Origin of the sequence: Kineothrix sp. IPX-CK, assembly GCF_039134705.1 — a bacterium.
GTDB classification, from domain to species: domain Bacteria; phylum Bacillota; class Clostridia; order Lachnospirales; family Lachnospiraceae; genus Kineothrix; species Kineothrix sedimenti.
The window spans coordinates 1,696,559-1,714,264 of the sequence record NZ_CP146256.1 but is presented as its reverse complement, the minus strand read 5'-3'; the positions used below and the strand labels follow the sequence as shown (position 1 = coordinate 1,714,264).

Here is a 17,706-nt window from a genome sequence, read left to right as displayed (position 1 = left end):
ATATACTACCCCATTTCTTTCGGCACCTCGTCAATTGCTTTCCCAATATCATGGCGCATATATTTATTGTCAAAAAGAACCCATTCCACAGCTTTGTATGCATTAGCCCGCGCTTCCTTCAAGTCCCTCCCCTTAGCCGTCACTCCAAGGACTCTTCCTCCGTCCGTCACGATGCCCTCGTCCGTCTGCTTCGTACCCGCATGGAAGCAATAATAGCCTTCCTTCCCATCAAAGTGCTCCAGACCGCGGATCACAAAGCCTTTCTCATATTTTACCGGATAACCGTCCGACGCAAGAACGACGCATACCGCCGCATTGTCCTCAAATTGTAAATCTATCTCGTCAAGCCTCCCATCGATACACGCCTCCATCACCTCTATGATGTCATTCTTCATTCTCGGAAGCACTACCTGCGCTTCCGGATCTCCGAATCTGGCATTGTACTCTAAAACTCTGGGGCCTTTTTCGGTTAACATAAGTCCAAAAAAGATAATGCCCTTAAATTCTCTTCCTTCCGCTGCCATAGCGTCTACCGTCGCCTGATAAACATATTCTCTGCAAAATTCATCCACTTCTTTCGTATAGAAGGGACTGGGGGAAAAGGTTCCCATTCCTCCCGTATTGAGGCCCGTATCTCCGTCCATGGCACGCTTATGATCCTGCGCCGAGGTCATGGTCTTCACCGTCTTTCCGTCCACAAAGGAAAGTACCGAAACTTCTCTTCCGGTCATAAACTCCTCGACTACCAGCTTATTTCCCGCCGAGCCGAACTGCTTGTCCAGCATGATGGTACGCACGCCATCTCTGGCTTCCTCAAGGGTCTCACAGATCAGCACACCTTTTCCAAGAGCCAGGCCGTCGGCCTTAAGCACGATAGGGAAATCTCCCGTATCCAAGCCTTCCAGATAGGAAAGAGCCGCTTTGGCTTCGTCGAAGTTCTCATAACCAGCTGTAGGAATATTATATTTTTTCATCAAATCCTTGGAAAAAGCCTTGCTTCCTTCCAGAATCGCCGCATTTTTCTTCGGGCCGAAGGCTCTAAGCCCAGCCCTGTCCAGTTCGTCCACAAGCCCTCCCACAAGAGGGTCATCCATACCTACGATTGTCAAGTCGATATCATTCTCTTTGGCGAACGCAACGATTTTATCAAATTCCATAGCTCCAACAGGGACACATTCTGCTAATTGTCCGATACCGGCATTTCCCGGCGCACAATATATTTTATCTACTTTCGGGCTCTTCGACACGCTTGCCGCTATTGCATGTTCTCTGCCGCCTCCACCGACAATCAGTACTTTCATTCATGTATCCTCCTGCATTTTCCGTCTTTTACTTCTAACCTGTCTCTTGCTATCAAATCGATAGCTTCCGGCAATATCAGCCATTCGGCCTGCTCCATAACACGCTTTTGCAATACCTCTGCCGTGTCCGTATCCTGCACTTCCACTGCTTTTTGCAGGATAATAGGTCCGGTATCCGTTCCTTCGTCTACGAAGTGAACGGTGGCTCCCGTCAATTTCACGCCCCTTTCGAGCACACCCTCATGCACCTTAAGCCCATAATACCCTTTGCCGCAAAAGGCCGGGATAAGAGAGGGATGTATATTGATAATCCTGCCCGAGTATTTTTCAATCATCGCCTCCGGCAATACTACGAGGAATCCCGCCAGCACGACCAAATCCGCACAGGCATCCGCAACCGCCTGCAAAAGCGCTTCATTAAAAGCATCTCTGTCCGCATAATCCTTAGGTGTTACACAGACTGCTTCGATCCCCTCTTTCCTCGCCCGTTCCAGAGCGTAGGCATTTCTATTATTGCTAATGACCTTTACGATTCTCGTATTCGAAATAGTTCCTGCCTTTATTGCGTCGATAACAGCCTGCAGATTCGTTCCGCCGCCGGATACACATACGACAACTCTCAGCATACGGTAACTCCTTTTTCACCAGCTTCCACATGGCCTATCACATAAGGAGTCTCACCTGCTGCCTTAATCGCCTCCATGGCCGTCAAAACCTGAGCCTCATCCAGGGCGAGCACCATACCAAGTCCCATATTGTAAGTATTGTACATCATCTTCTCTTCCAGACCGCCTTTTTCCTGCAGCAGCTTGAAAATTGCAGGCACCTCGTAGCTGTCCTTTTTCACTACGGCTACTGCTCCGTCAGGAAGCATTCTGGGGATGTTCTCATAGAAGCCGCCTCCTGTAATATGGCTGCAGCCTTTAATCATAGCACCGGCTTCCTTTACGGCCTTAAGAGCCTTCACATATATCTTGGTAGGGGCGATCAATGCTTCTCCTAACGTCTTACCCAGTTCATCATAATAAGTATTCAGACTTTCCTTAGTCATATCGAACACTTTTCTTACGAGAGAAAAACCGTTGCTATGTATGCCCGAAGAAGCGATGCCAACAAGTACATCGCCCGGCTTTATATCCACTCCGGTAATCAAATCCTTTTCATCCACAACGCCCACTGCAAAACCTGCAAGATCGTATTCTTCCTCGGGGTAAAATCCCGGCATCTCCGCAGTCTCTCCTCCGATAAGGGCTGCTCCCGACTGAAGGCAGCCGTCTGCCACTCCCTTTACGATAGTCGCTATCTTTTCGGGATAGTTCTTACCGCATGCGATATAGTCCAGGAAAAACAAGGGTTCGCCGCCCGCACAGGCGATGTCGTTCACACACATGGCAACACAATCGATGCCTACCGTATCATGTTTATCCAGCAGGAATGCCAGCTTTAACTTCGTCCCCACTCCGTCAGTTCCCGAAACCAAAGTAGGCTTTTCCATATTTTTAATTGCTGCAAGAGAAAAAGCTCCTGAAAATCCACCCAGACCTCCGAGTACCTCCGGTCTCATCGTTTCCTTCACATACTTTTTCATTAATTCTACCGACTGATAGCCCGCCTCAATATCCACGCCAGCCTTCTTGTAATCCATGATATTTCCTCCCTAATCGCTTTCTAAGATATGTAATTTCGCGCTATTTGTAGTTCTTATATCCAACTTCCTGGAGCTTCTCATCCTTTTTCTGAACGCTGGTCTCCAAGGTCTTGCTGTATTCCTTCAATTTGGCAAGCAGCGTCTCGTCCGATGTCGCAAGAATCTTCGCCGCAAGAATTCCGGCGTTAGCTCCGCCGTTAATTGCCACGGTAGCTACCGGGATGCCGGAAGGCATCTGTACGATGGAATAAAGGGAATCCCTTCCTCCGAGAGACGTGGTGTGCATAGGAATACCGATGACCGGCATAGGGAAAATCGCCGCACACATACCCGGTAAATGAGCAGCCATTCCAGCTCCCGCGATAATTACCTTGAAGCCCTTCGCCTCCGCACTCTTCGCGTATTCAAAGAACACATCCGGCTCTCTGTGTGCTGAAATAATCTTCATTTCATAAGAAATTCCAAGCTCCTCCAAAATGTCGGCAGCCTTTGCCATAACAGGCATATCCGAGTCGCTTCCCATAACAATTCCAACTTTTGCCATCACAATTTCTCCTCTTTATTCTAAATTTCTGTTACTGTTCACTTCGTTCACAGTAACAAATTTCTCTCTTAAGTTTACTAAAATTCCCTTAAGCGCGCAACCAATATTTTCTTAGTTTTTTAGGGGGGTTACTGTTCACTCTGTTCACAGTAACTATAGGGGCCCGCTCAGCGTGTTGCTGCTCACTACGTTCTCACCAACTCTTAAATGGCTCGTTCAGTTCCTCACAACCTGACAAAACAAACCTTCCTTTCAAGATAATAGGGATTATCTCGCCATCTGCTGTTACCGCAGACAGTTCTCCCAGCTCGTCATAGGGAATGGTAATATCCGTATGGCAGTTGAAATATGCCTTTTTGGTATCTGTCTTCCGAAGGGCAGACACCTCGTTATCCCGGGCGATAATGGCCTTGCCGTCAGGATTGTACGTAATCATATCTTCTTCATGAGAATAGCAGGTATCTCCCACCGCAAAGTGCGGTCCCATTTTTTCCGCAATCAAAATCGGCAGTTTGTCTCCGATCCCATATTTTAAAGCGGCCACATACGCAACCGTGTTGGTTCCTATGGCGAACTCACCGATAGGGAGCGTATCGTGATGGAACATAACGTTTTCCTTTATATACTTTCTGTTTTCCTCCTCCGTATCGAAGTTGGTACAGCTGTAATCGGCTATCATTCCGTCCTTAAATACGATTTCAAGATTCTTATATTCCAGCTCTCCTAAAAATACCCGGCTTACATGAAGCACACCCTCTGTTCCCGTAAGCTTCGGTGAAGTAAATACTTCTCCTACCGGAATATTAACATCGGCCACACAGTTTTCGAAGTTCGTCTCCTTCTCAGGCTCTTTAAGCTCATGAAGGTTTACCTTCAAATCAGTTTTATTCTCTCCCATGCCTTTTATAGTCACATACCGGGCACGGTCCAGGGTATCGATAATGACCTGCTGAATATCACGATAAAGTTTATAATCCAATGTGTTTATTTTAACGATTTCATCGAAGATTTCCTCGTATTTCTCTCCGATAGGCGGTACCGGGAAGGAAATGATGGTAAAACTTCTCTCTTCTCCCTTAATATATTCATTCTGCAGCTCGCCTGCCGCCGCCATCAGTTCCACGGATAGCTTCTGCTGTTTCTCCGACAGACGAAGCGCCTCTTTTTTCGTCACCGGTGCAAAAGGATCTTCCCCGAATATTTCCACTACCGCGGGACCTCCGAGTAACCCTGCTTCCACCTTCAGCGCTTCATATGCCTCCTTCAGCACCTCCAGCCTGCGATTCACATACTGCTTATCCAGATAAAGCGCCTGATCGTCCTTGTGGTCATAGTCGTATTGCTTGTTAGCGCTTGTACCGTAATAACCGATTTTATTTACACCCTTACCTTGGAAGATGCTGACTCCTGCCCGGTATATGACAGGTTTCATACCGATTTTCTCGAAATTACGCACTGCTTCTCTTATCATCCGCTCAAAACCCAAAGAGTATCTTATATTCACGCTCTTCTTCTTCGTAATGTCCTTACCGCACACCTCAAAACCTATACGGTATCCCTCCGTATAAGTGTCCGCCATAAGTTTAATCTCGCTCTCCTGCATATGATTCAGATGCCTTGCCGTCTCCAGCTCGCTATCCGTTACATATTCTCCGAAATAATAAAGGTAGCGCAAATCCTCTAAGTCGCTATCCATAATGATTCTTAAAGCGAAGTCCTCTTCCGGACATAACTGCTCTCTAAGTCTTTTTTCTGCCTCCGGTTCCGAATAATCGCTGATAAACCAATACACGATCTGTCGCAGCTGTTCGTAAACAGGCTCCTTCTTTTCTTCATAAGCGCTGTAAAATGCATAGTATACTTCCAAAAATAACTCCATACGGATAACCATCTCGAACATATCCTGCTCATAAGCAAATACGATCAGACTCCGCAGCTCCGTATACAAAAAAGATAGGAGCCGTCCATATTCCTCTCCAAACGCCTTTACCGCATATGCCGGATTCGCATAGCTCGTCTTGTATGCTCCCGGCAGCACGTCCGCATACAGCTTTTTGTTGTGCTCCTGCAATTCCTCCAAGGACGCCGACTTAAGCCGACCGCTTTTTACATATTCATAGGTATCCGACATTTCGTATAGAAAGGACGCTGTCTTGTTAAAAAATTTCCCGTACTTTTCCTCTAAAGATCTATCTTCGCACAACTCCTTAATTCTTTCTAACGAAAGCTCATATCTTTCCAATAAATTATCAATCATACTCCGTACGCTCCTGCATATAAAATAATACTTATCATAGCTAATACCACGGTATTAAATCCAATTCCCAAATAAGAGAACAAATAATATCTGTCCTTCTCCATTCTGGAAAGTATTCCTAAAATCAATCCCGTCAAAGAAAAAAGGGTTACCAAAAAAACTGCCGCTCCATACTGTGTTACCGCCGCCCCTGCGCTTCGATAAGACAAATACACCGCCGCAGCAATGGAAATGACGGAAATAATTCCCAAAGTGGTTGACATGATTCCCTTTTCCGGATGTTTCTTTGCCGTAAAAATATATCCACCCTTACGGCTCGTTCGATGATTTCTACGGTTCATAATTACCCCTAAAAGGGCATCCTTCTCCCGAATGCCCCTGTCGCTTAAAATAAGATTTTCGATTTACCTGCTAAAAGCTTCGCCCCGCTTATAATAAGAAGAACGCCGCTCGTAATCCCTGCAACAAGCGCCACGACACCAATTGCAATATTCAGGGCCCCCGAACCGCCCATAATCTTATAAATTCTTTCCTCCATATCTACACTCCTCTCTATTTGGCACCATACGTTTCATAATATGTATCAATTGCTACCTTACATTCATCGTTAATATAGATTGTACCACGATATGGCTTATTATACAAATATTCTACCACTTCTTCCATCGTTACGATAGCGTTAGCTTCGAAACCATATTTCTCTTTGATCTCACACAGCGCGCTCTTATCTCCCTGCCCTTTTTCCATGCGGTTCAAGGAAACAATCAGCCCTTTGATTTCCACATCAGCCTGTTCCTTTAATATGGGAAAAGTCTCTTCTATAGATTTGCCGGAGGTGGTCACATCCTCGATGATCACTACCTTGTCGCCATCCTTTAGCTTGCTTCCAAGAAGTATTCCCGTATCGCCGTGATCCTTCACTTCCTTTCTGTTGGAGCAATATCTGACGTCTTTTCCGTAAAGCTCGCTGATCGCCATAGTCGTTGCCACGCTTAAAGGAATTCCCTTGTAGGCCGGTCCGAACAGTACATCAAAATCTAATCCATAGTTATCATGAATCGCCTTGGCGTAATACTCCCCCAGCTTTCTAAGCTGCGTACCGGTCACGTAACCTCCCGCATTCATAAAAAACGGAGATTTACGTCCGCTTTTCAATGTAAAATCTCCGAATTTGAGTACCCGGCTGTCCACCATAAATTCTATAAATTCTTTTTTATAGCCTTCCATAATCCTAAAACCTCCCGTAATTACAGGCTTTCAAGCCCTTGTTCTTATTTAAATTTGCGCTACTACACCATTTTTACACCATTCATCATGCGTTATAGCTTTTTTCAAGACATTAACCTGTTTTTCGTCCTCGTATTATTCAGCACGCAGCTTTTGATTTATTTCATTATACGTCCTTGCATAAATAGTCTGCTTTTAACAAATCTGTTAACGAACCTAGCTTGAACATTCAATGCAAATTTTATCACATTTATCCGCCATTATCAATTAGCAAAGCTATATAATCTATTCCCAATTCTGACAGTAAATCCTTTTATAGGATTCCCCAATAGCTCTCCCGCCTTAGTCTGACCTATTCCTAAATATTTATAAAAATGGTTTTACTTCTAACTATGCTTTATTCTGCAGTAACGAAGCATCTGGATCAGAAAACCATTATGATAGCACAGAGGTACCGACGCCGAAATGTCCTTATGGTATTCGGAACAGCTGCAGGAACCCTCGCAGCGCGTCCCCTTTAATTTCTATGATAGTTCTGATACTTTCGGGTAGGTTCCCGTACAAAAAGGGACTTCGGCCAGAGCTTGTCCGAAGGGAATTATGATTGTGAAGTTGGGGTGAATACTGTACAATGATACAAATAAATTTATTAAGATTATTTATATTATGCAAATTGTTGAAAAAGCAAGGCAGAAGTATTTGCAGAAGTGATTATGGCCATATTAAATAAAAGCGGTTATACGGATCATGCTGCAAATGCACAGTATTTTTCGGATATTTATAGTTGTAATGTATATATTTCAGAAAAGGGACTTGCAAACCTGCAGCAAGGGTACTGTACCATGCCTAAAGGAACAAATTTATTCAGTCGTCTGCTTTACAACGCAGAACTCCCCCATTCCTTTCTACCAATTTGCACGTTTTCAAGTATGTGCGCATGCAAAACCTCTATTCGATGAAGTGGTAAAATTCTATCTTGATGAACTGGCAGAATTACTTGAGACGCCGAGGCATACAGATGACAGTGTATCCGTCTCGCTTGGCGGCCAGATAGCATTGGTTGGCGATGCAATGGTCAATACCTTTGGTAATATATATCAATCCTTATTTTGGGGATATTGTTTCGGATTTACACTGTCAATTTCTACGGTAGCTTTTATGTATCCAATACTCTTAAAAATTGGTGCTGAAAAGAATGAGCTAATTTTACTTCTGGTTTGTGGCTTTTCTATAAGGATTATGTTATTGACATCGTTTCTTCTATCGTTATTTAACAATGGAATTAAATTCAGTAGCTTGATTGATGGTATCACTTCGGTAATTATATCTGTACTTTTGTTTGTTCTTTCGTATCTCTTATCAGTACGGATTCATAGGAACAAAGAATTTTAAAAGTTTTCATAATAATAGTCCGCCCCAACGGAAATAAAAAACCTCTGTTCGGCGGGGAGTGGCTTTTCTTCAAATAATAAAAAAAGGTGAAAAGACTTCGTTTTTATGGCGGTATTCTCTTTACATTTTATACGTAAATAAAAGGCGTTTGTTCGAATTTTCAGCAAACGCCTTTTATTTAATATTTGTTCTCTCTGAATACTGTAATGGTGTATATTCAGTCTTCCAAAAAAGGAATTATCTTTTGCTACATATCATTTTTAATTAGATTAGCGATTTGTTCTTTATCTTCAAAGGATAAAGATTCTACAACATCCCCTTTTACTATTTTCAGAAATGTAGGTACTGAAACAACATTAATTGTTTCTAAAAATTCATACATTTCATCAGGATTTTTATCACGATCTATTGATGTAGAATAATAATAAATAATATTATCTGTATCACCTATTATTCCATCAATATACCCATCCAGTTCAATACATTGAGGACAATCATCTCGTTTTACATATATTAATCCTGTTTTTTCAGTTTCACAAAATTCCATAAATGCATTCAAAGTTAATTCTTGCATTTGATTCATTTGCAAAACACTTTTATTCAAATTATTATTTATTTTTAATAAAGATAAAACTGAAACAGCTGACACTAATATACTGATAATTATTATACAATATTTTATTCCGTTTTTAACTTCTTCCTTTTGAAAGAACATAGCTAAATTTAATATAATTATAATAAGGGGAAAGATTATTATCAGTATCATTTCAGTGAACGTAAATGAAATTCCATTTCCTGTTATTCCATATTCATCTCGTATAATACCAATCTTTCCCCAAATTGATAATGAACAGTAAATAACAAAGACCATAAACAACGAAATAAAAATGTTGATTTTTTTCATAATTATGGATTACACTCTTTTTTAATGGTTTCTATGTAACCAACGGCTGGTCTCCAAGGTTCTAGGTTCCAAGGATTCTTTGCTGCTGCAAAGTTTACATGGCATTGATATTGTTCCTGCATACCTTGTGCGTTAGACCAGTTTGAACTACTTGAGAATTTATTTACTACAGTATTCCATGACCATGTAATTGGACCAGTTGCTATACCTGCATAAGCCCATCCGGTATGTGTTAAACTCAAAGAAATTTTCCCATCCCTAGTAATCCACTCTCCTTTAGAAAACCATTGTGAAAAATCATTATTCCCATAAACTTCGATGTCTCCATATAGCGGATAAACAGCATTCTTATCATCAATGTCATATCTTACTACGTTATTAGTAATCCTTGCATTAACATCGATAAGATTATTGTTAGCATCTTTTACTATTAGCGTATTTGCAGCACCAATCATTTCACTATTTCCGTCAAAGAATATAAGCGAATTATCATTTTCGATCTGTGCCCAGTTACCCGGACTGTTTGTAAAGATAATATCTAAGTGTTGATTTTCAATCTTATCATTAATAACAATACTCCCTCTTACTCCTAAATCGGTTTCAACTAATTTTGCAGTAGTGGTATTATATACTGCTGTTCTTGCAAGATCATTAGATGCTTTTTCTTGCAAAATAGCTATCTGAAAATTTGCTTTGCTACCTGAATAATCATATTCTGCCAATATATTTTGGGACTCTACTTCCGCCGCTGAAACAAACATATTTGTACTAAAAATCATTGTAATTCCTAATATTGTTGCTAACATTTTTTTCATTTTAATTTCCCCTTTCCATTTTGTAATATTTTAAATAGAATTTAAACTGCATAAATTCAACACCTCCAATCCTTCCTTTAAATTGTCTCTTATTTAATTTATTTAAGAATTGCAGCATTCTATTTACTATACTTTTCTTTTTGATTATTATGCCCTACTCCATCCCTATCGTTCGTTCCTTTACCTTCATGGCATTTTGTACTACATTGCGTAGTACAACTTTATAATATATTACTATTACATATTTGTCAATGATTTTACAAATTATTTCTATCTATCTTATTTATAATCAATGTGTACACTTTGTCGATGTTTCCGTATGAGAATAACTTTTTACAACTACATCTCCACACTTCACACATCTATCCGCATTGTAATAATCCGTTTTACAACTATTATCTGAATACTTTACATGTTGCTTGTAATATCCACTTACAAACGAATGCGAACAAAGAATTTGCGCTTTACTAGTATTTCTTAATTCCTCCAACTTATAAGAAATACCATCTTCCCCTATAAACTCTCTTACAATTTTCGTTTCGCTATTATCAAATTGTATATCTGCACTATTAATAAAACCTTGTTCCACTTGCCCTCTTTCTAATTCTTCTAAATAAGATTCAGTCTGCCATGTTACCACTTTAGGTTGCTCGTAAGCATAAACTGTTAGTGAGCCAGCAAATAATATTACCCCACTAACTAAAAGTGAGCATATTTTTACGGCGGTATTTGTTTTTTCAATTTTGAGTATATTTTTTAATCTCCTCTCAATATTTTTTTTGCTACTACTGAAGTAAGTTTGATATTGTTGCTTACCTTTCTTTTCGTATAAAGCCATATTTATAATTAATTCACAGTATTTTTTTCTCTCAGGTTTTTCCATATTATGAACTAACATAGTATCACAACTTTGTTCACAATAAATAGATAACATATAAAAGTAGAAATAAATCAAAGGATTGAACCAATGTATTAATATTGCAAATATTGCAATATATCGATATATAACATCTGATCTTTTTATATGTATCAATTCATGTTTAAAAATATAATATAAATCTTCACTTTCTATGCCATCTTTAGGGATTATTATATATTTTTTAGCAATACCTGTTGTACAGATTTTTATTGAATCATCCACACAAATTAAGGTAACTTTTTTTTTAATTTTTAATTCCCGTTTTATCTCTTCAAAAATTTCCAAATAATTTCTATCTTTTATTACAGTCTTTTTTTCGATTTTAGAATCATTATATTGCTTTGAATGTTTCATAAATGAAGCAAACAACCCGATTATCCAAATGATCCAGACAATAAAAACATATAATTTCCAATCAAAGGATATATTGCCCATCTTCTCTATTTGAATTATATTTTTCATGGGGTAAATGGAATCATTCCCAATTAATGGAATATCCAATAATTTAGATAGAACGTAATTATATCTAGTTTTAAATAAAGGTAATGGTATGCAATAAAAAAATAAATTAATCTTAAGCATCGCATATATCCACGTGGAAGATAAAGCTTTTTTACCACAGAACATACAAATTAGAATAAAAAGAAAAACCATACTACCGCTAAAGGACATTGCTAAAATCAGCATATCTTAATCCTCCAAAAATTTTCTCAATTCATCCGCATCATCATCACTCAATGTTTCTCCACCTGTCAAAGCTACCATAAATTGATTCAATGAACCGCTAAAATAAGAGTTTAAAACATGTTCTGCTCTCTTCTTGTCATATTGTTGTTTGTTTAATACGATTTTGTAATAACATTTAGTTCCTTCCTTCCTTATGGATATAACCCCCTTTTTTTCCATTCGCGTTAAAAATGTAGATAAAGTCTGCTTCTTCCATCCCTTATTCCCATTTTCTCCAAATTTCTGAAAAATTTCTTTATATGAATATTCTTTATTTTCTTTCCACATCCAATCCACTATTTCTTTTTCGGACTCTGAAAGTATTATCTCATTCATACATAATCACCTCGCTTTCCATTATTATACTACAGACTTGTAGGTCTATCAATGTTTTGTTATATTTACTATTTAGATTCACAAACTCTCTTATGATAATTTCTAATAATTCTTATTTTTAATTTTAAAAAAAGGGGGGCAAATTATGCCTCCCTATTGAGTGTTAGTGCAAAATAACATTCCCTGTAACTGGATAATCTCGTACGTTTAAATTACCCCCGGAAGTGACAACTTTGTATTGGAATCGCCGCTGGACACTATTATCTTCATAAACGGGAACGTTAGTGAGTTTCTCCAAATACCCATTTTCCACAGCAATTTTATCGGGAATTTCAGGGGGTACAGTTACAGGCTCTGCAGCCATTGCCTGCAAAGGAAACATCATACTACAAATAACCGCTATTACTGCTTTGATACGTAAATTCTTCATATAAATTCCTCTTTTTTGCTCTTTCCATTTTTATTCTATTACTTAAATATTATTCAATTTTTGTCGTTCCATCTTGTCTTCTCGAGGATTAAAATAATAGAGCCAATCATGAATAACACTCATCCTAACATTAATTCCATACAATAAATCCGTTACATCCTCGAGCAAAAATAATTTATCTAAAGAACCATCCCAATTCACACATGATATGTAAAAAGTATTATCATCCTCCTTCAATAATCCATAAAGCCCTCTGTTATCATAAGTATTATATCCAAAGTATAAATCTCCATTTTCCTTTGCTGAATAAAGCTGACGTTTTTCCTTGGTATAAATATCCCACAGATATACGTCATTGTACTGATTGACGTCTCTTCCTATTATCCCTTTCGACGTAATCATAACATCCGTGATCCCTTCCAGCTTATGTATTTCAGAACTGTCTTCATAATAGTAAAGGCGGCTGTAATATTCTTCTCCTTCCTTTTTAGCAGAATAAAAAATTCCTGAATACCCTTCGCCTCGGCTTATTATGGGGGATATGGCATAGATATCCGTTTCTGTATTCATTAAGTCATCCGGTATTGTTACAGAAAGCGTTTCTTTTTCCTGAAGCAAGCCATCCGATTGAATTGTAAAAGTAACAATACGGCTGCTTAGTGCTTCTTTGATATATAAGTAATTGTTTTCGTAACACATCTCTGCGAAATCATAGATTCTATCTCCTAATAGTTGACCGACAGTTACCTTATCCGTCGATAATTCCAGAGACATGATTGCAGCTTCACTGATATCTTCGGGATAAGCATAGAAAAATAAGTATCCCTCTGCTATGGCTCCAAGTGTAACTGACCCACTATATATCAGCTTCCACTCATCACTGTTATCTGCAATGCTATATAAACCATTTTCCGAATTCAAATACGTCTGCCCGTTATAATAGGTTGCTGATACATTATAATACTTATCCGGATTATCATCTGTGTCCGGCACTTCGCTGGACTTTAACGTATTCTCTGACGCTGTCTCTGCTACAACTACTACTTCCTGATCTTGTCCGTAATTATCGTTCATATCCGGACTAGCCGCCGCGGGTGTCTCCAAAGTGCTTCTCTGGGTGAAAGTGCACCCTGTAAGAAGTACCATACTGATTGCTACGAACCACGTCACAAAAGCATAATGTTTTTTTATAGGATGTATCATGCCGATTCTCTCCTGTATTCTCTTCATATTGCCGCTCATAGTGGTTGCAAGAGATGGATATTGTTTTTTGCTCTTGGAATATTTTATCATCTTTATGAGCGTATACCCATATTCCGTCTTTTCTTCTTCATCAAGAAGGGAAAGTGCCGCCTCATCACAAGCTAATTCACAGTCTCTTTTCACATAATCATTTGCTAACCAAACAAACGGATTATACCAATTAATTACAAGGCAGAGATTGCGGATAAACGCCCAAAAATTATCTTTATGTCTGAAATGACAATATTCATGAATTATGATATGATTCAATACCTTTTCATTTTCAATTGTATCTGTATCTACATAAATATTTTTTCCAAGCAGAAATGGGCTTGAAATTCCTTTCAGTAAATACACATCGAGATTCCAGTCAACTAACTTTTTGTAAAAAACTCTATCTCTCTTGCAGTTAATACCAAAACGGATATTAAATATAATAATTGCGAAAAACATTATTATAGATACGCCTCCCCAAACATAATACAACCCATTTTGCAGGATATTCTGCCGCCTTTCCCCGGGTATCTCCGGCGGATTATAGAGCCCACTCTTATTCATGACATTTTGCTCCGATGCCGTGGTTCCTTTCTGCATTTGGTAATCGTTGTTTGCAGTTTGATATGCATTATCTGTTTCCGGCAAAATCAGCAAATCTTCAGAATCAGTCCGGTGTTCATAATTTTGATTCTCCAATTCCTTTTGGATTGCATTCTGCTCAATTTCCTGAATCAAGGAGAACACGGCATTTTCTATGCTAAATTTACTAGAAATATTCAAAAAAGGACTAAACAGAAGAAAAAATGCGGCAAAAAGCCAGATAAAATATTGCTTTCGTCTTGAGATATATTTCCATGCTATTGTTCTAATTAAAAGAATTCCGGCAAGCAGAACGCCAAAACTAATAATCTTCATCCTATTTTTCCCCTCCATACATTACTTTATTTTTTCTTTTGAAGTATTTCCATCAACTCTTGGATCTCTTCCTCTGAAAGTTCATTATCTTCTAACATTGTACTAATCAATAAACCCACATTTCCCTTGAAGACCTTATTCAGAAAATGGTTCTTCTCCTGTAGTATTGCCTCCTCTTTCTCCAAATCTGCATAATATAGTTTTGCTTTTTGTCCTTGCGTATGACGGATAAGCTTCTTTTCTTCCATTCTCTTTAGATATGTCATGACTGTATGTTTACTCCAACCGGTACTTACCAATAATTCCTTTGTTAACTGCGTCATTGTCTTGGGTTGATCCTCCCACAGTATATTCATTATTTTCCATTCCGCATCTGATATTTTCTTCATATTCGCCCCAGTCTGTATATTTTCGTACGTATGTATTTTTTTCAGTCGTCAAATCAAAAAGGTATTCAACTGTCAACCTTAGGATAACAAAACGGTGTACATTTGTCAACCATTTAATTGCTTAACTTTTTAATCCATCATCACATTTCAAAACAATTATATTTCTGTTTCTACCTCTTGCCTAAACGATATCCTGCATTAATAAAGCAGTTTACTCTGTAACTCCCTTCCCTAAGTTTATGTAATATCTCCTGCCTTATATTGACTCGAAATTATTAAGTGCTGCTAAAAATTTCAATAAAAAAGGATATATAAAAAGCCAAAATAGTAGTTTACATATTTAATAAATCGTTCTCTTTAACTATTAGATTTGCAAATCAAAAAAATATAAAAGGAGTATCAATATGGATACTAGAGTTTTACAAACACAAGAATGGTTAAATGATAACTATGGGCAACATGTCAATTTTCCCAGCGTAACACCGGATGGAATGACAGGGCAATCTACGTTTCGGGCTTTAATATGGGCATTGCAATATGAATCACATATAGCAAGTCCAGATGGAATATTCGGTAACGCAACAATTAATGCGTTAAAAAAGTATTACCCCACCCTGCAAGCAAGCCCGGATCCGAATTCAGCGCTGCCCCAGAATATTGTTTATATCCTGCAAGGCTCTCTATGGTGTAAGGGTATTTCGCCTGGAGGCTTTACAGGAGTCTTTGGACAAAACACGGCAAATGCCATTGGACGGTTTCAGACAGACGCAGGGATTAGCGCTGATTATATCGTGCGTCCATATGTATGGCAGGGCATCATGAATACAGATAGCTATTCTTTCTCTCCTACAAATGACATATATGATACCTATCGTCATGAAGTACAGAAAGGACTTAATAAGTACTATGGTGAGCAGATTGGCTTAATTGCACCGAATGGTATATGGGAGAGAAAATCCCAAACTAATTTAATTAAGGCTGCCCAACTTGAATGGAATACTGCCGCAGACGGAAAATGGGGTGATGATACGATAAGTAAGGCACCGACTATTTCCAAAAACACATCTGGATATACGAATTCCAAAAGAATTCTGCAATGGGCACTGACAATTAATGGATTCTATCCAGGAATTGCAGATGGAATTTGGGGAACCGCAACGTACAATGCACTTTATAATTTCCAGGACTTTCTATGCCTGGGAGCTGATGGTATTTGTGGCAAACAGACGTGGGCATCTCTAATGACAAGCATCGGCTGGTCTTAATCTCTTCCCGATATATCAGACCACTGGAGGCAGCGCAGATTATTTCAATGCTTATCAGGGAATTGTGGATGCTTACAGGGCGATAAAGGCTGCAAAATCTTTTGGTTTTCCGCCTACTGCAACCATCTATTTTGCTATAGACTATGATGTTTTGATAAAAGATATTGAAGCCAACATCATGCCATATTTCAGGAGCGTCAATAAAATTGTAAGTTCCTATTTCAAAGTGGGAGTATATGGACCAAGGCTTATATGTACTAAGCTATATGAAGACGGATTGACTTCAACTAGTTTTGTGTCAAATATGTCATCTGGTTTTACATGCAACATTGGACAAAAGATGCCGGAGAATTGGGCTTATGATCAATTCCATGAAGTATCTGATGCAACTTCGGAATATTCAGGTATTGGTTATGATAAAATTATTGCGTCACCCAGAAAAACGGCAACGAAGCCTTCTGAATTTATAACATATGATTCAGATGAGTATCCAGATAGTGATATGGATTTTTTAAAGATTAGAATGTTGTATGAATATGCAGCAGAATATCTCTCTGAAGAATCTCCTACCATTTATACAATTAACAAATTCGTTTTAAGATATCTAAGTCATAAGGGGTATAATGGTGATGCCTGGGATATACTTGCGGGTGCATATGATAAAGGCTTTTCAAGTTATCTTGATATAAACCATACTGATAGTACAATTGACTTGGACCCTGAAACAATATTTATTTTTGAAGACTTTACTAAGGGGCCAATTGAAATACAACATTTTGCTGCAACTTTGGGAGTACATCTGTATTTCAAATTACCACTATTTTATCAGGATGTTGGTGCTTTTGTAGGATGGGCTGGAGACCTTGCTCAGTTAGGAGGAGTTCTTGGACAAACTATAGATTATGGTCTTCCTAATTATTTTAATCTTGATTCACTGAAAAAATGTATTGGATTTATAGATTCAGAGCTTACAAATTATACGTTCAAGTATCTAGATCCAGAGGGTAATTTACATGAAGATAGCAATTCTGGTTTTGAGTTTCAAGATATGATACAAGATGTTGATGTATTTAACTTATATAAGGGATATTCGTTTGAGACTATGCCGATATATCAGATCTTAGAGAATTACTATATTAATAATAAAGTATACAAGAGAAGATTCCAGATATTTGAAAATAGGTTGAAAGCAGAATTTGGTAAAGATACAGTCGAACAAGTCGCTTTAATGTTTACAATGCCTAACAACGCTCGTATAGGCATTATGTCCATATATTTTAAGGACAAATTCGGCGAATATTCGTATATGTTATATGGAGCCGTACTAGCCAAGGCCTTCGCTGAAAAGATCCAATATTATAAAGAAATGGAAATAAATGTAATAACCTAACAAAAGGTG

General features: G+C 38.6%; 18 protein-coding genes. 3 read left to right on the top strand and 15 right to left on the bottom strand.

What is annotated here, in order from left to right:
- Nucleotides 1–5 precede the first annotated feature (5 nt).
- From purD to pyrE, 8 genes are all read right to left on the bottom strand, one after another.
- Entirely contained in the window at nt 6–1,301 is a 1,296-nt protein-coding gene (gene purD, locus V6984_RS08095; protein WP_342759273.1) for a phosphoribosylamine--glycine ligase, read from the bottom strand.
- Nucleotides 1,298–1,927 (bottom strand): phosphoribosylglycinamide formyltransferase, encoded by a 630-nt coding sequence (gene purN / locus V6984_RS08090; protein WP_342759272.1) that lies wholly within the window; start codon nt 1,925–1,927, stop codon nt 1,298–1,300. Before purN ends, purD begins: the two co-directional genes overlap by 4 nt.
- Nucleotides 1,921–2,946 (bottom strand): phosphoribosylformylglycinamidine cyclo-ligase, encoded by a 1,026-nt coding sequence (gene purM / locus V6984_RS08085; RefSeq protein WP_342759271.1) that lies wholly within the window; start codon nt 2,944–2,946, stop codon nt 1,921–1,923. The genes purN and purM overlap by 7 nt, the downstream gene beginning before the upstream one ends.
- 43 nt (nt 2,947–2,989) lie before the next feature.
- Nucleotides 2,990–3,493 (bottom strand): 5-(carboxyamino)imidazole ribonucleotide mutase, encoded by a 504-nt coding sequence (gene purE, locus V6984_RS08080; RefSeq protein WP_342759270.1) that lies wholly within the window; start codon nt 3,491–3,493, stop codon nt 2,990–2,992.
- 193 nt (nt 3,494–3,686) lie between these two features.
- Nucleotides 3,687–5,750, bottom strand: coding sequence for an aminopeptidase (locus V6984_RS08075; protein ID WP_342759269.1), 2,064 nt, complete (start codon nt 5,748–5,750; stop codon nt 3,687–3,689).
- Entirely contained in the window at nt 5,747–6,091 is a 345-nt protein-coding gene (locus tag V6984_RS08070) for a DUF6142 family protein (protein ID WP_342759268.1), read from the bottom strand. The genes V6984_RS08075 and V6984_RS08070 overlap by 4 nt, the downstream gene beginning before the upstream one ends.
- Nucleotides 6,092–6,135: 44 nt before the next feature.
- The gene (locus V6984_RS08065; protein WP_342759267.1) at nt 6,136–6,288 is read right to left on the bottom strand and encodes a hypothetical protein; all 153 of its coding nucleotides are present in this window, start codon (nt 6,286–6,288) and stop codon (nt 6,136–6,138) included.
- 14 nt (nt 6,289–6,302) lie between these two features.
- The gene (gene pyrE / locus V6984_RS08060; protein WP_342759266.1) at nt 6,303–6,977 is read right to left on the bottom strand and encodes an orotate phosphoribosyltransferase; all 675 of its coding nucleotides are present in this window, start codon (nt 6,975–6,977) and stop codon (nt 6,303–6,305) included.
- 960 nt (nt 6,978–7,937) lie between these two features.
- Here pyrE and V6984_RS08055 point away from each other — a divergent pair.
- A complete protein-coding gene (locus tag V6984_RS08055; RefSeq protein ID WP_342759265.1) occupies nt 7,938–8,369 on the top strand; it encodes an ABC-2 transporter permease in 432 nt (143 codons plus the stop codon).
- Nucleotides 8,370–8,616: 247 nt separating this feature from the next.
- On the opposite strand, the gene V6984_RS08050 is transcribed toward V6984_RS08055, so the two are convergent.
- The 7 genes from V6984_RS08050 to V6984_RS08020 form a co-directional block, all read right to left on the bottom strand.
- Nucleotides 8,617–9,273: a thioredoxin family protein gene (locus V6984_RS08050; protein ID WP_342759264.1), complete on the bottom strand. Its 657-nt coding sequence runs from the start codon at nt 9,271–9,273 to the stop codon at nt 8,617–8,619.
- 2 nt (nt 9,274–9,275) lie between these two features.
- Nucleotides 9,276–10,088, bottom strand: a complete 813-nt coding sequence (locus V6984_RS08045) for a DUF2599 domain-containing protein (RefSeq protein ID WP_342759263.1) — start codon at nt 10,086–10,088, stop codon at nt 9,276–9,278.
- A gap of 289 nt (nt 10,089–10,377) precedes the next feature.
- Complete coding sequence (locus V6984_RS08040) at nt 10,378–11,694, bottom strand: M56 family metallopeptidase (RefSeq protein WP_342759262.1); 1,317 nt, start codon at nt 11,692–11,694, stop codon at nt 10,378–10,380.
- A gap of 3 nt (nt 11,695–11,697) precedes the next feature.
- Nucleotides 11,698–12,069, bottom strand: a complete 372-nt coding sequence (locus V6984_RS08035; protein ID WP_342759261.1) for a BlaI/MecI/CopY family transcriptional regulator — start codon at nt 12,067–12,069, stop codon at nt 11,698–11,700.
- A 163-nt stretch (nt 12,070–12,232) separates the two neighbouring features.
- Complete coding sequence (locus V6984_RS08030; RefSeq protein WP_342759259.1) at nt 12,233–12,499, bottom strand: hypothetical protein; 267 nt, start codon at nt 12,497–12,499, stop codon at nt 12,233–12,235.
- Nucleotides 12,500–12,541: 42 nt separating this feature from the next.
- Complete coding sequence (locus V6984_RS08025; protein ID WP_342759257.1) at nt 12,542–14,653, bottom strand: M56 family metallopeptidase; 2,112 nt, start codon at nt 14,651–14,653, stop codon at nt 12,542–12,544.
- A gap of 26 nt (nt 14,654–14,679) precedes the next feature.
- On the bottom strand, nt 14,680–15,042 hold the full coding sequence (locus tag V6984_RS08020) for a BlaI/MecI/CopY family transcriptional regulator (RefSeq protein WP_342759256.1): 363 nt from the start codon (nt 15,040–15,042) through the stop codon (nt 14,680–14,682).
- A 404-nt stretch (nt 15,043–15,446) separates the two neighbouring features.
- Here V6984_RS08020 and V6984_RS08015 point away from each other — a divergent pair, with 404 nt between their 5' ends.
- Nucleotides 15,447–16,307, top strand: a complete 861-nt coding sequence (locus tag V6984_RS08015) for a peptidoglycan-binding protein (RefSeq protein WP_342759255.1) — start codon at nt 15,447–15,449, stop codon at nt 16,305–16,307.
- 10 nt (nt 16,308–16,317) lie between these two features.
- A complete protein-coding gene (locus tag V6984_RS08010) occupies nt 16,318–17,697 on the top strand; it encodes a glycoside hydrolase domain-containing protein (protein WP_342759967.1) in 1,380 nt (459 codons plus the stop codon).
- Nucleotides 17,698–17,706 lie beyond the last annotated feature (9 nt).